This is a genomic window from Devosia sp. J2-20, assembly GCF_055808475.1.
Genome location: NZ_CM147870.1, coordinates 2,030,229 through 2,044,141 on the forward strand (window position 1 = coordinate 2,030,229; position 13,913 = coordinate 2,044,141).

Genomic DNA, 13,913 nt, shown 5'->3' on the forward strand with positions numbered 1-13,913 from the left:
AAAAGGTTGGGCTGACTTCAAGCAAATGCGCGATGCGGGGTCAACCGTATCGCGCATGCAGGACCGTCAGAGATGTCTTTGACAGGCTATTCGCCGCGCGAAACGCGGGCGATTTCCTTTTCCACCATGCGCTCGACAACGGCGGGCAGATTTTCATCCAGCCATTCCTTGAGCATCGGGCGCAGCATGTCGCGCATCAGGGATTCGATAGTGGCGCCGGCATTGCCCAGCCCCAGACCATTGAGCTTGGTCATCGAGCTGCGCACGGCAGCCTGAGTGGTGGGCTCGAGCAGCTGGCTGGCCATATCGCTGGAAAGCGTGGCATCCGGCATTGGCGCGGCCTGGGCGATCGATGGCTGCGGGGCCGGTGCTTCGCTGGCCATTTCAGGCTCAGGATTGAAGGACGGCATGTCCAGATCGGCTGCGGCCTCGGGCTCTGGATTGAACGCGGGAATATCGAATTCTTCCTCGGCAACAGGCTCAGGCGCTGGCTTTGGAGCCGGCTTGGGCGCAGGCGCGGCGACCACTTCGGCGGCGGGCTTTGGCGGTGGCTCGGGGGGATCGAACGATGGCAGATCGTCGTCATCATCCTCGGCAGCAGGTGCAAAGCTGATGTCTTCCGGGTCAACAAGGCCGGGAGTAGTAGCCGCTTCGGGTTCGCTTTCTTCATCGACCGGGGTATCGGCCAGGATCGAATCGAAACTGAAGCCGGCGATATCGTCCTCGGCTTCGGCTTCATCGACGATCTGGGTGGCGCTGAGGGTCAACGGCTCGATATCGTCGAGCATGTCGCTGAGGTCACGGTCGTCGGCGCCTGCGGCTGCCGGACTGGCCGGTGCGGCCTCCATGGGATCCTCGGCCGCCTGAATGGAAGGTCGGCGCGGCACCCCCGCTGCATCATCATCCGCTATGATCTGCCGAATGGACGACAGAATCTCGTCCATCGAGGGTTCTTTGTGTGCCGGCTTGTTCATAGGTGCCTCTTACTCATGCGCTCGAACCGGAAAAATTAGGCCTCCGCCAACGCGGCCGAATCCTGATTCGTGAACAACACCTTAGACCGGACTGCAAAAATTAGGAATCATCACGGCGACCATACAAGTGGTCTTCCACTAAAACTTGTGGCCGGGCAGAGCCCGGCCACCAAGGATGGACGCCGATGTGGGTGCGTTACTCGGAAACACTGCGCAGTTCGGCCCAGACATCGTCGACAGCCTGGGTGTAGCGCACGGCCGACTTGATCTCGACATTGAGCCCGAGATCAGCGGCGGTCAGGTGGCCCATGGCCGCCAGCAGCGAGAAGGTGGCGATGACCTTGTTGGATGAGGCGTTGATCAGGGTTTCGCGGGCGCTGGTCAGTTCGGCCTGCGCATTGAGCACGTCGAGCGTGGTACGGGTGCCCAGATCGCGTTCCTGAATGACGCCATCGACCACAGTGCGACCAGCGGAAACCGCGGCATTGGCGGCCTGGATCTGCGCATCGGCACTCTGGATGCCGGCCCAGGCCGAGATCACGGCCTCGCGGATCTTGTCATAGGCGGACATGGCGTCCACTTCGGACTTGATCTGCTCGATATTGGCCTTGCGCACGCTGGCACCAATGGAGCCACCAGCATAGATCGGCACGGTGATCTGGAAGCCAATGGTGCCACTGATGCCGTCCGTTGCGCCCTTGGTGGGACCGGTTGCCTTGGTGCCGACGGAGCCATTGATGGTGGCCTTGGGGCCAAAGGCAGCCTGTGCCCCATCGCTGGTGGCCTGCGCGGCGCGGATGGCGGCCTTGGCCATCATGATGGCCGGATGACCCACTTCGGCCTCGGCAATCGCGGTGGGCAGGCTGTTGGGGATCAGGCGGGCGAAATTGTGCGAAGCGTCGAGGTTCTGCGGCGCCACACCAACATAACGCTGGAATGTCGCCTGGCTAACTTCGAGGCTGTTGACGGCGGCACGATAGGCGGCATCGCCCTGTGCGAGGCGGGCTTCGGCCTGGGCGACATCGATCCGGGTACCTTCGCCAACATCAAGGCGATCGCGCGAGGACTGCAGCTGGGCAGAGTAGAAATTGCGGTTTTCCTGGCGCAGGGCGACAAGCTGGCGACCGCTATAGACAGCCATATAGGCCTGGATGACTTCAAGCAGAACGGTCTGCTCGGTGCTGCGGATCTGATATTCGGCAGCATCGGCACCGGCGCGCGCCGCTTCGATCTTGGCTTCGGTCTGATAGTTGTCGAAAATGGTCTGGTTGTAGGACAGCCCTGTGGTCAGCGAGGTACCATCATTGAAGTTATCATTGATGATGCTCCAATTGTAATTGCCGCTGATGGAAGCCCCGATGGTGGGACGCTTGGCTGACTCGGCCAGTGCGATGTTTTCCGCGCTCGCCTTGGCATTGAGCAAGGCTGCCTTGAGGTCCGGCGCATGATCATAGGCGGCGGTCAACGCCTGCGCGATTGATTGTGCCTGTGCACCACCAACCGCAAACGCACTCACAGCCAAAGCCAGCACACTTGCGACCAATTTCCCGCGAAAACTCATGGCCCGCCTCTCCAATAACCCTCAAACTTTATGCATCGCAGGTGGGGTTCACAACCTGCTACGGCAATCCCTACCGAAGTTTAATGTGCGAAAGCTCGCGCATAGTGCCTGAGTAGCAACAGCGTGATTGTCTCACGCATCAATAGAGAAACTGTGTACTAAAAGACGAATTCGACATCAGGCTGGGCCTGATCGAGCAGTGGCAGCGTGGCGTTGAACTCACCGCGCGCGGTGATGGACTTGCCGGATTTCACAAACACATTGGCTACGGCGACGCCGCCCGTGCGGATCAGCGCAATCAGGCGACCGCCATCATTGAGCGCCGCCAGCATGGCGTCTGGCACGCTGTCGAGCGCCCCCTGCACAACGATGACATCGAACTTGCCGCGGCCGATCCAGGAGATATCGCCAGCAATGATGGTGGCATTGTCGATCCCGAGTTCCTCAAGATTGCGGCTGGCGATCTTGGCCAGCTCGGCATTGGCTTCCAGACCGGTCACTGATGCGGCCAGCCCTGCCATGACGGCGGTGCCATAGCCGGTGCCGGCGCCGATATCGAGCACGGCATCGTCATCTGAAAGCTCTGCGAGCTGCAGCAGCTTGGCGAGCGTGGCCGGCGCCATCATGAAACGGCGCTCGGGTCCCTGCCCCAGCCAGTGAATATCGTCGATATAGGCAACAGACTGGCGATCGGCGGGCACGAAGCGCTCGCGGGGCAGCTTGCCCATCTCGGCCAGAAGCGCCCATTCGGTCACACCACTGGTGCGCAACTGGTTGTCGACCATCCTTGCGCGCAACTGCTCAAACTGTGTCATCAATGTCGTCCGTCCATGCCGCGTCATATGCTGGACGTGAATATCCCCACCCCTGCACTCTTGGCAAGGCGCGATGGTGCGGCGCGACAAAATGAGCGGCGCATGGGTGCTATGTGCTGGGGAAAACTGGAGGCCACGTCCGGAATTGAACCGGAGTACGCGGATTTGCAATCCGCTGCGTAACCACTCCGCCACGTGGCCTCACGAAGGCTGTACCTATTGGACAGCAACTCCTTATGCAAGACCCCAGCTAACGGAGGATGAATTTTCTGAAACTCGCCCGTCAGAAACCGTGCCGGTTCGCTGAAATCTGTTGCGCGCTCGACCCCTGGCAGACGCCCCCGAAAGCAGACCACGCGATTTAGTATCCAGATCCCGACCGGTTCCCCGGGACGCAGCCCAAGACGTCATCGGGTAATGGGTGGCGTACCCAGTACTCTCCTTGGGTGGGGCGGCATTCACAGCCACGGCTTTGCGTATGTGAGAGCTGATTCCAGATCGGGGATTTCAGGGTGCCAGTGTTTTTCCCATTCAAGACTGACGGCAGCTGATACGGGCGGGAATTCGGTCAGCACCCTAGCCAGGCCAGCAGCGGGAAAACTACCAGTTCCGGGGAGCACGTATTGGCGTTTGCCGGCGCGCAACAGGCTGTCCTTGACGTGCAGATGCGCCAGGCGCGCACCGATAATCTCGTGGGTCTGCGCAAGCGCGTTTCCAGCAGCCCAGGTGTGATGGGTATCCCAGAGAATCGGGGCATCCCGAAAGCGATTGCAGAACGCTTCCAGCGCCTGGTTGGCACAGAGCAAGCCGTGGGTTTCGATCAGCAGTTGCGCCTTGATACCCTGCGCTGCGCGCAGGGCCTCCCATTGCTCGAAGCGCGCCTGGGCCAGGTCGAGCATTTCGCTATCAAGTGTCTCACCCTTGCCATCGAAGACGCGCAAGAAACGCGCCCCGGCGGCGTCGGCCCATTGTGCCAGTTTCTGGAGCGGCGCAAAGTCGAAGGTCTCGTCGAACAGGCGGTGGGAGCTACCCATCACCGGAACTTTTATATCTGCATCGCCCAAACAGGCTGTCAAATCCGCGGGCTGGCCGAATTCGCTGGCAAGATTTTGAGTCAGGTCATTGCTGCCCGACAGGGTCCTCACCTCAACCATGGGAATGTCGTGGGCCTGCGCAAGCTCGATAGACTGTCTGAGGGTGCGTTGCGGGCAACCCAGGGTCGAAAAACAAGTGACCAACACCATCAGGCTATCCTGTCGAGTGATTGTTCCAGAACCGGGTCAAGTGGTGGCAGGCCCGCCACAAAGCGTTCAATCTCGTTGATCGCAGCTTCTGCCAAACTGTGCAGTTCATTGCCCATGGTACCAGCGATATGAGGTGTGAGCACCAGATTGGGCAGGTCATAAAAGGGGCTGTCGGGCGGAAATGGCTCGGGATCGGGCGTATCGATCCACGCCCGGATGCGACCGCTCTGGAGCTCGGCAAGCAAGGCATCATGATTGACCAGCCAGCCGCGGGCCGTGTTGATCAGGACGGCATCGTCGCGCATCAGGCCCAGTTCGCGGGCGCCGATCATGTGACGTGTTTCAGGCAGAATGGGCGCGTGCAGGGAAACCGTGTGCGACCATTCCAGCAATTGGTCGAGCCCCATCGCCTGGGCGCCCATCTTCTCCACATCGGCAGGGCTGGCGAACGGATCGTACACAGCCACAGCATATCCCGAGCGAACCAGCATCGCGATGACCAGACGCCCAATTCTGGAGGCCCCGACAATACCAATGCGACGGCCGTAATTGCCGAGATGGGAAACATCCAGTCCGATACGCGAGCCAAAGCCCTGCGCGCCGCGCTGCTGGCGGTTGATATCGCGGATATTGATGACGTCCTTGCCGGTCATGATGATGGCCGCATAGGTGAATTCAGCAACAGGAACGGCCATCGCCGCTACCGCCGAGGTAATGGGAATGCCGGCGCGCCAGAATGCGGGGGTTGTGATCGCGCGTATCGAAGCAGCGGCATAGGCGACCAGCCGCAGGTTTGGCGCCTTTTCCAAAAGGTCTTGGTCCAGAGCTGGAGCGCCCCAGGCACCCACTATTATCTCGGCCTGCTTGAGGAGTGCGGCAGCCTCCGGCGTTTTGAAGTCGGTATAGGAGACCGGCGAGAGCACATCGGCAACGGCCTGCAGCCGGACCCATTGTTCGGCGCCAAAGATGCGCGGCACCAGGCCCTGGTTCATGGCAAAGACAAGTTTGGGTCTTGTTGGCGTATCGGACATCTCGACTCTCAAAAAACCTTGGGGCTGCTGGACGGCTGGCAGGTCTGGGCAATCAGGAACGTGGTCTCGATGTTGGTGTATCGAGCCATCAGGCAAATTCGCGCTAGTAGTTCCAGAGCGTGCCATCTTCCAGGCGAACGACCGGATGGCTACCGGGATTGTAGCTGTAGCGCGCAGCCTGCTGCTCGTTGAAATCGACACCTAGACCAGGGGCATCGCTGACATGAAACATGCCGTTTTCCATGCGGTGTTCGGAGGGGAACAAGGCGTCGCATTCGGGTGTGCCGAGCACGAGATATTCCTGAATGCCGAAATTGGGCGCCCATGCATTGAGGTGGGCCTGGGCCGCCATGCAGAGCGGTGAATGACTCGGTGCGCCGTGGAAGCCGGTGCGCACATGGTGCATTCCGGCAAGGTCGACGATGCGTTTGACGTGGGTAATGCCACCCGCATAGGTGACGGCGACGCGAATGAAGTCGATCAACTCATTCTCGATAAGCTTGTTGCAGTCCCAGATCGAATTGAAGACTTCCCCGATGGCGACAGGCACGGTGGAATGCTGGCGCAGCAGTTTGAGCGCGTCCTGATCCTCGGCCGGGGTGGGGTCTTCAAGCCAGAACAGGTTCACCGGCTCGACTGCCTTGGCAAATTCGGCGGCTTCACGGGGTAGCAGGCGCTGATGCACGTCGTGCAATATCTTGAGGTCCGGGCCGAAGCGCTCGCGGATCTGTGCCAGCGCACCGGGCATGTAGCGCATGTAGCGATCGGTGTCCCAGATCTGCACTTTGGGCCGGATGCCGCTGAAGTCGGTAATGTAGTTCCTGGTGTCACCCTTGGTCTCGGAGACGCCGTAGCCCGTGGTCGGCATGCCGGGAATGCCGCATTGAACGCGGACGGCCTTGTAGCCCTGCTCGACGTAGTAGGCGATGGAGTCCATCAGGTCTTCGAGATCGGCGCCTGTAGCGTGGGCATAGACCAGCGCGCCCTCGCGGCTCTTGCCACCAAACAGCTGATAAAGCGGCATGCCGGCCAGTTTTGCCTTGATGTCCCACAGCGCCATGTCGATGGCGCCAAAAGCAGCCATGGCAATCGGGCCGCGGCGAAAATAGGCGCCGCGATAGAAAAACTGCCAGATGTCTTCGCTATTGCGCGGATCCATGCCGATCAGATTGGGGATAAGATAGTCCTGCAGATAGGCAGCAGGCAGGGTTTCGCGATTGTTCAGAGTAGCGTCGCCCAGACCGTAGATGCCCTGGTCGGTGATGATCTTGAGCGTGACATAGTTCTTGGCGGGACCGCCGACGAACACTTTGGCACCGGTAATCTTCATGGCGACACTCTCCGTTGCGGGGGCACAAAATCAGGACAGGTGGGACACATCCGTCCAGTTCTCGTTGTTGCGGATCAGATCAATCAGCTGCTGATACTGACTGCCTTCACGGAAGGTCGGATAAGGCTCGACCGTCTCGCCGCTGATGTCTTTGACAAATTCTCGGGCCAAATAGTGCCAGCACTGCTCGGTTTCGCCGTCGACGTTCGGCACGGCATCGGCAATGGATTGGGGCAGCGCGATTTCCTGCCACTGCTTGTCCTCGCCCCACAGGTAGAGCTGGCCGCTGCCGTAGTGGCCCTTGATATAGATTGCCCCCTGTTTGCCGTAGAAGACGATGTGATCTTCATGGAAGCGTGGCACCAGGCCGCCATGTTTGAACAGGACCGATACCGGCTTGTCGGCCAGCGGGCTCAGCACCTTTGCCATCACGGTATAAGACCATTCCACATTGCTCTGGCCCCAGGTCAGCGCGGGATCGGTGATATCCTTCGGGATGAAATTTCGCCGCGTTGCGAAATTGTGCACGCCCTCGACAATGGGCGCCTTGCCCAGATCGTCGCGCACATCACCGATGATCGAGACGATCTTATCGCCGACGACGGATGTCACGATGGAGAGCGTGTGGGTGAAATTGTTATTGAGACGACCACCGCCATCTTCCTGGCGATGCGACCAGCCAAAGGGAATATCCCGCTCCAGATTGAAGTGCGAGATGCACTCAATTTCTGTGGGTTCGCCAATAGCGCCAGCGGCAACCAGTTGACGGGCATGCAGGACACTAGGCGCATAGCGGAAGCTGGCGGCGTAGGCGGTTTTGACGTTGTTCTGCTGAGCAAGCTGGTACAGCTCGACCGCCGTTTCACCGCTGGCCGTCAGCGGCTTGTCGCTGAAAACGTGACACCCGGCGGCGATGGCCTGTTTGATCGGTTCGTAATGGGCGCCGCCGGGCGTGGCGATAGAAACGATGTCCGGCTGGCAGGCGTTCAGCGCTTCCTGCCAACTGGTGCCCGAATAGGGGATGGCCAGTTTGCCAGCGACTTCGGAGACCACGCCCGCCGTTCGGCCAACAATGCCGACAATTTCGGCGCCAGCGGCACGAAACGCGTCAGCGTGCCCCTGTGCAGCGAAGCCTGTGCCAGCAATCAAGACCTTCAACTTAGGAGTCATCTGTTCACCTGAAAGTGCAGCGTGCGAAGAGGGGCCGCGCCTCTTCCGTGACGTGGTTTTGGTGTTTGTGGGGGGCGAGCGCGCAGGAGGGATCAGCGCGCTCGCGGACGATCAGGAGAACACCTGGCCGCCATTGATGTCGACGCAAACGCCCGTCATGAACGAAGACTCGTCGGAGGCCAGGAAGGCCACGAGATTGGCTACTTCTTCAGAGGTTCCCTCGCGCTTGAGCGGGGTGGCGGCAGCCACCTTGGTGCGGACTTCAGGCTTGGTGAAGATGTTGTGGAAGTCGGTGTCGATCATGCCCGGACAGACCGAGTTGACCCGAATATCGGGGGCCAGTTCCTTGGCCATGCCGCGCGTCATGGTCATGACCGCGCCCTTGGATGCGCCATAAGCCAGTGCGCCACCCCCTGCCCCGTCGCGCCCGGCCTGCGACGCCATGGTGACGATCGTGCTGCCAGCGCCCATATGCGGCGCCGAGGCTTTGACCACGCGCAGCAGCGAGGTCACGTTGAGGTCCATTACATTGTTCCAGTGCTCGACATCCATTTCGGCAATGGTTTTGCGCGCCAGAATACCGCCAGTGATGTGAGCAAGGATATCGATCTTTCCGAATTCCTTGACCGTGCGGGCGACCAGCGCGTCGACATCGGCCTGCACTGTCATGTCACCCTGCAGCGCAAACGCCCGGCCGCCTGCAGCGGTAATCTCCTCAACGGCGGATTTCGCCCCTGCATCGCTCTTGTAGTAGTTGATGGCAACAGCGGCGCCGGCCTGTGCCAGACGCATCACGCAGGCGCGGCCAATGTCGCGACCACCGCCGGTGACGATGGCGATTTTTCCATCCATGTTCATGCTCGTATTCCTAACGTTGACGTATGATTTCAGGCTTCGAATGACTTCTGGACGACGACCTTGAAGGTGCGCTGCGCCTCATCGGTGAAGTAGAAGTCGGCGTTGTATCCCTGGTCATCCAGGAAGTGGAAAACCCGCTTGGGCTGGCTCAATTTGTAGGGAACCAGCAGCGTGGCGATGCGGTGATGGCGCGACGGCGCGAAGCTCGCCCTGATATTGGAGCTTACAGGCAGACCCTCGATTTCGCTGGGGTCGACACCGTCATAACCGGTTTCCTGCGCCAGCTTGGGCATGCCCGCCGAAGACCAGACGAACTGGCCGTAAAACCCGGCCTTGTCACCGCTATAGCGGAAGGTATCGGTGCCCACCTGCATCTTGCTGTTGGCATGCAGCAGCCAGTCCAGCGCGACCGGTTCGGACGCATCGACACTGTCGACGACCAGAAAATAGGAGTCGTGGATGAAGTAGACTTCGCGCGCGACGCTGGTGACCTGGGGGGACAAGGTTGCATAGGCGGGTGTCGCATCGCCGCGGATATAGATGTGGTCACCGCGATCTTCGGCATGGGTCAACTGGCCGTTCGAACGCAGGGCAATTGACTTGTCGGCCCCGGCATACTGCCCCTGACCATTGATCAGAATGGCATTTTTGGAGCGGGTCTGGCGGCGCCAAGTCTTGTGCATGGAGCTGTTGAAGGCGACGTAATAGCCGCTCTGGATCGCCAGATCCTCGCCATAGGCCGCCATGACGAAGGCGTTCTGATCACCATGGCTGTGGCTGATCGAACCATAGGGGCTGCTCTTCATCACGAAATGGATGTGCTCGTCGGGATTATCCTCGCGCAGCTGAATGGCGGCCCAGCCAATGCCCCTGAACCATTTCAGCTTTTCCTGCTCGGACGGCGCGACCGCTTGCACCATCGGGAAGTCGTGGCGATAGACCAGCTCATCGAAATTGAGATCCCACCAGCCGTAATTGTAGAATTCCATCTCCGTGCCGGGATCGTTGCGGTTGATCTCCTCGAAGAACCACTGATAGGCGCCATTGCCCGTGACGCCGGCGAACTGGCGCAGATTGTAGCCAATCTTGAGACAGGGCAGATCACCCATGGTGGAGTCGTCGCCAAAGGTGGCCCGCCGTGTGTCAGGCGCCTTGGTGTAGAGCGGGAAGTCGCCGGTCTTCTGGAAGAAGGGGCGCTTGTAGAGGTCAAAGCCCATGAACGAGCGCAGCAGATTGGCTGCCTCGATCAGATAGGCCATGCCGGTCATCCAGTAATGTGGACCTTCGGCCCAGCCCCCGTCGCTGTCGCCCCAGGGCGAATAGAGCGTGGAGAGAAATTCGACCGTGTAGTTGAGCCAGTCTTCGGCCTCGGGTTCCTCGCCCAGCAGGGCGATACAGGCAGGTACCAGCACAGCCGAGAGCGAGCGCACGGCATGGCTGTCATAGGGGAATACGTGGATATTGGCGTGGCGCATGACGTGCTCAGCGACTTCGCGCGTGCGGGTCAGCAGCGCCTGCCGCACCGTAGTACGCTCGTCTTCGCTGAGCTGATCGTGCAGCCAGTCATACCCCCAGGCCAGCGCAACGGTGACCCGGAACGCCCACTCATCGGTATAGGTGCGCGAGGTCGTCCCAGCCGGGTCCCAGGCGGCCACGGCAAGCAGCCATTGTTTGGCGCGATCCAGCATGGCCTGATCACTGGTGACCTTGCCGCCAATCGCCAGATGGCGAATGGCATAGATCAGTTCCTGACACTGGATATAGGTGGCGCGCCAGACGGCCGGCGTGCGCTTATTGCCCGGATAGGGAGGCGGCTCGGCGATGATGTCGCGCTCCAGCCAGGGCGTCACCGAAGCATCGAAGAAGCGCTGCCAGGCGCCGTGTTCGGGGTCGTCGGATACAGCCTGGGAAAACTGCTGCAGGCTCTGCGGGTTCAGCCACAATCGGGGATGGCTCATATTGCAGTGGGCATAGCGCGTGGCACGGTCGGCCAGCGGCGTCTCGGGCAGATCCGTGCCCAGATCGAACTGGCGGACCGTGCTCCAGTCGGAATCAAGGGCGCCGCTATGGGCGTCGCAAGTCGCGTAACGCCAGAAATAGTGGCCCGGCCCCAACGCGGCGTCTGGCGTGAAGAAGTTCAGCGGAATGGGTTTGAACTCGTGCGTCGCTTTGGCGGGGAAACGCTCATCGGTCGACACCTGCAGAGTGTAGCGCGCGCCACTATCGACCACGGGCAGCCAGCTGAAGCGTGGCGGATTTTCAGTCAGCACGGATTTCTGGTCCGGCCAGTATTGCGTGGTGAGCGCAGCCGCGGCCGGTTGATCAAGATAGGTTTCGTGGGAACGCGGCGTGGCGGGGCTCATCGACACAGTGTCCTTGCAAATGGAAAAGAGGACCGGCTCGCCACCTGGGAGGATGGCGAGCCGGGACGGCCGCTGCTAGCCGCCGTATTGGCGTGCATAGGCCGAGTTCATCACCTCAATCACCTGGTCGTAGCCCATGCGGTTGAGGGTCGCGATGTAGTCATCCCAGTCGGCATCGACATCGCCGCTGCCCAGGATCCAGGCCTGCTGGCGCTCAAGCATGTAGGTGCGCAGCGAGGGCCAGTACTTGTCGTAGACCGCCTGCTCTTCCTGATTGAAGGCGACGCCCAGGAACTGGTCGATCAGCAGATCATTTGCCTGGTAAAGCGCAATACCTTCGCGGGCAGCTTCGGAGGTCCACTGGTCCTCGTAGCGATAATCCTGCCAGTAGCCGCGATAGATCTGCGCCCCCACCAGATACATCTGGCTGTTGACCGGGCTATCGCTGTTGAGCACGGCGTCGGTATAGACCGGCTGGCCGTCGATCATGTTCCAGGTCTCGCCTTCGACGCCGAAGTTGGACAGATTGCGTCCCTCTTCAGTGAAGAAGAAATCGAAGTACTTGATGGTCTCGATCGGATGCTCGTTCATGTAGCTGATGGCCCAGCCATCAGGCTTGATCGGGATGCGACGGTGCTCTTCCATCCGCACACCTGCAGCCGAAGCCGGGGGCAGGAAAGGAATGAAGTTGAAGCCGTCGATCTTGTCGGCCAGAGCGGCATTGTAGCCCGAGGTCGAGGCGAACCAGTCATGGGTCGAGCCACCAAGATTTTCGGACAGCAGGTAGTCGCGCGAGGAGGAACCGCGGGTAAAGATTTCCGCGTCGATCAGGCCTTCAGCATACCAGTCGGCGATATGGCCAAGGCCAATCCGATAGGCTTCCTGCGCGTAGGGATGGACCAGCTTGCCATCACCGTTGACGTAGAAATCGTGATAGGTATCCGAGCCCGATGAGCGCGCATCCCACAGCGTGAGCAGGCGGTTCACTTCTTCCCACTGGCGCGCGAAATAGGGAATCTCATCCTTTTTGCCGTTGCCGTTGGGGTCCTGATCGCGGAAGGCAACGAGGACGTCGTGATATTCGTCTACGGTCTGGGGCTGCTCCAGCCCCAGCTTGTCGAGCCAATCCTGACGAATGTACCAGGCCCGGCCAAACTCACCGTCAGGCAGGTAAGGGATGTAGTAGTAGTTGCCGTCATAGGCAGAAATGGCTTCCATCAGACCGGGGTGGCTATCCCAGAAAGCCTGGATATGGGGGGCATGCTCCTTGACCAGATCGTTGAGCGGCAGGAAGGCGCCTTCCGGGCCGTACTGATTGACCGGCTGCTGGATCAGGTGGCCGCCGACGATGTCGGGCATGTTGCCTTGAGCCAGCAGCAGGTTCATCGCTTCGGCAGCGTCAGTGGTATTCTTGCCGGCGGTCTGGTCGACCAGCGAAATGCCGGTCATCTCGCGAGCGGCCAGTTCGACAGGATATATCTGGGTCGTATCGCCCCCCACACCATAGCCCTGGGCACGCGGCCAGTGCATGTGGATGGTCAGCTCGAGCGGATCTTCGACGATCCGCAGATCCTGGGCCAGCGCGGGGGCGGTCAGCGCGGTCGATCCGAGCATGAGCAGCGACAAAGTCACGGGTAGAGTTCGCATGTTTTCCTCCTTGATGCGACGTTGGGTCATTCCTTCACTCCGCCCAGCAGGATGCCCTTGCTGAAGTATTTCTGGAGGAAGGGGTAGATGAGCAGGATCGGGATGATCGAGCAGACAATGATCGCCGCACTGACCGTCTCGAACGAATAGGCCGAGGTCAGCAGCGTGTTGGCGAAAGCTTCATCGTCGGACAGCTCGACGATGACGTGGCGCAGATAGACCTGCAGCGGGATCTTGTCCTGGTCCTGAAGCAGGATCATTGCCCAGAAGAAGCCGTTCCAGCGTGAGACGATGCAGAACAGTGCGACCGTAGCGATGGCCGGTTTGCTCAGCGGCATGTAGACCTTCCAGAGAACCTGGAACTCGTTGGCACCGTCCATCCGGGCCGCTTCTTCAAAGCTCTGCGGGATACCTTCAAAGAAGTTGCGCAGCAGGATGATGTTGAAGCCGTTGACCGCAAAACCGATGATGATGCCGAAATAGCTGTCGAGCAGCCCCAGATCGCGCATGTTCAGGAAGAACGGGATCATGCCGGCGTTGAACCACATGGTGAAGGCCACCATCAGGTTCCAGAACCGACGCCCCCATAGCTGCGGCCGCGACAGGGCGTAGGCACCGGGGATAATGAACACCAGGCTCATCAGCGTGCCGCCGATCGTGTAGATGAAGGTGTTCTTGTACGAGGTCCAGAACTCGGGCTCAGACAGCACACGCTTGTAAGCTTCGAGCGTGAAACCGACTGGCGTCAGGATCACATTGCCCGCCCGTGCCTCAAAGCCGGTGCTCAGCGACAGCGAGGTGATGTAGATGAACGGATACAGGGCCGACAGCGCGAAGATGGTGATCAGCACCATGTTCAGGATGACGAAGAGCTTGTCGCCGCGCGAGTACAGATTCATGTTGGTCATGGCTTGTCTCCG

At 60.2% G+C, this 13,913-nt stretch carries 11 protein-coding genes and 1 tRNA gene; all 12 read right to left on the bottom strand.

Annotated elements, in window-relative coordinates:
- Positions 1-86: 86 nt before the first annotated feature.
- Positions 87-974 carry a DUF2497 domain-containing protein gene (locus tag AC0L37_RS09890; protein ID WP_282221264.1) on the bottom strand — a complete coding sequence of 296 codons (888 nt, stop codon included), beginning with the start codon at positions 972-974 and terminating at the stop codon, positions 87-89.
- Positions 975-1,170: 196 nt separating this feature from the next.
- Positions 1,171-2,535 carry a TolC family outer membrane protein gene (locus AC0L37_RS09895; protein WP_212658216.1) on the bottom strand — a complete coding sequence of 455 codons (1,365 nt, stop codon included), beginning with the start codon at positions 2,533-2,535 and terminating at the stop codon, positions 1,171-1,173.
- 158 nt (positions 2,536-2,693) lie between these two features.
- Complete coding sequence (locus AC0L37_RS09900) at positions 2,694-3,350, bottom strand: protein-L-isoaspartate O-methyltransferase family protein (RefSeq protein WP_212658217.1); 657 nt, start codon at positions 3,348-3,350, stop codon at positions 2,694-2,696.
- A gap of 127 nt (positions 3,351-3,477) precedes the next feature.
- A tRNA-Cys gene (locus AC0L37_RS09905) sits at positions 3,478-3,551 on the bottom strand.
- Between the two features lie 257 nt (positions 3,552-3,808).
- Positions 3,809-4,594, bottom strand: coding sequence for a sugar phosphate isomerase/epimerase family protein (locus AC0L37_RS09910; RefSeq protein WP_282221263.1), 786 nt, complete (start codon positions 4,592-4,594; stop codon positions 3,809-3,811).
- Entirely contained in the window at positions 4,594-5,625 is a 1,032-nt protein-coding gene (locus tag AC0L37_RS09915) for a hydroxyacid dehydrogenase (protein WP_282221262.1), read from the bottom strand. The genes AC0L37_RS09910 and AC0L37_RS09915 overlap by 1 nt, the downstream gene beginning before the upstream one ends.
- A gap of 103 nt (positions 5,626-5,728) precedes the next feature.
- Positions 5,729-6,955 (bottom strand): D-mannonate dehydratase ManD, encoded by a 1,227-nt coding sequence (manD, locus tag AC0L37_RS09920; protein ID WP_282221261.1) that lies wholly within the window; start codon positions 6,953-6,955, stop codon positions 5,729-5,731.
- A 30-nt stretch (positions 6,956-6,985) separates the two neighbouring features.
- Complete coding sequence (locus tag AC0L37_RS09925) at positions 6,986-8,125, bottom strand: Gfo/Idh/MocA family protein (protein WP_282221260.1); 1,140 nt, start codon at positions 8,123-8,125, stop codon at positions 6,986-6,988.
- Between the two features lie 111 nt (positions 8,126-8,236).
- The gene (locus AC0L37_RS09930) at positions 8,237-8,983 is read right to left on the bottom strand and encodes an SDR family NAD(P)-dependent oxidoreductase (RefSeq protein WP_282221259.1); all 747 of its coding nucleotides are present in this window, start codon (positions 8,981-8,983) and stop codon (positions 8,237-8,239) included.
- Positions 8,984-9,012: 29 nt separating this feature from the next.
- Positions 9,013-11,346, bottom strand: coding sequence for a DUF4962 domain-containing protein (locus tag AC0L37_RS09935; protein WP_282221258.1), 2,334 nt, complete (start codon positions 11,344-11,346; stop codon positions 9,013-9,015).
- A 75-nt stretch (positions 11,347-11,421) separates the two neighbouring features.
- Entirely contained in the window at positions 11,422-12,993 is a 1,572-nt protein-coding gene (locus AC0L37_RS09940; protein WP_282221257.1) for a type 2 periplasmic-binding domain-containing protein, read from the bottom strand.
- Positions 12,994-13,019: 26 nt separating this feature from the next.
- Positions 13,020-13,901, bottom strand: coding sequence for a carbohydrate ABC transporter permease (locus AC0L37_RS09945; RefSeq protein ID WP_212658224.1), 882 nt, complete (start codon positions 13,899-13,901; stop codon positions 13,020-13,022).
- Positions 13,902-13,913 lie beyond the last annotated feature (12 nt).

Coding starts and splice junctions, on each gene's coding strand:
- AC0L37_RS09890 (WP_282221264.1), bottom strand. CDS start 974: ATGAACAAGCCGGCACACAAAGAACCCTCGATGGACGAGATTCTGTCG.
- AC0L37_RS09895 (WP_212658216.1), bottom strand. CDS start 2,535: ATGAGTTTTCGCGGGAAATTGGTCGCAAGTGTGCTGGCTTTGGCTGTG.
- AC0L37_RS09900 (WP_212658217.1), bottom strand. CDS start 3,350: ATGACACAGTTTGAGCAGTTGCGCGCAAGGATGGTCGACAACCAGTTG.
- AC0L37_RS09910 (WP_282221263.1), bottom strand. CDS start 4,594: ATGGTGTTGGTCACTTGTTTTTCGACCCTGGGTTGCCCGCAACGCACC.
- AC0L37_RS09915 (WP_282221262.1), bottom strand. CDS start 5,625: ATGTCCGATACGCCAACAAGACCCAAACTTGTCTTTGCCATGAACCAG.
- manD (WP_282221261.1), bottom strand. CDS start 6,955: ATGAAGATTACCGGTGCCAAAGTGTTCGTCGGCGGTCCCGCCAAGAAC.
- AC0L37_RS09925 (WP_282221260.1), bottom strand. CDS start 8,125: ATGACTCCTAAGTTGAAGGTCTTGATTGCTGGCACAGGCTTCGCTGCA.
- AC0L37_RS09930 (WP_282221259.1), bottom strand. CDS start 8,983: ATGAACATGGATGGAAAAATCGCCATCGTCACCGGCGGTGGTCGCGAC.
- AC0L37_RS09935 (WP_282221258.1), bottom strand. CDS start 11,346: ATGAGCCCCGCCACGCCGCGTTCCCACGAAACCTATCTTGATCAACCG.
- AC0L37_RS09940 (WP_282221257.1), bottom strand. CDS start 12,993: ATGCGAACTCTACCCGTGACTTTGTCGCTGCTCATGCTCGGATCGACC.
- AC0L37_RS09945 (WP_212658224.1), bottom strand. CDS start 13,901: ATGACCAACATGAATCTGTACTCGCGCGGCGACAAGCTCTTCGTCATC.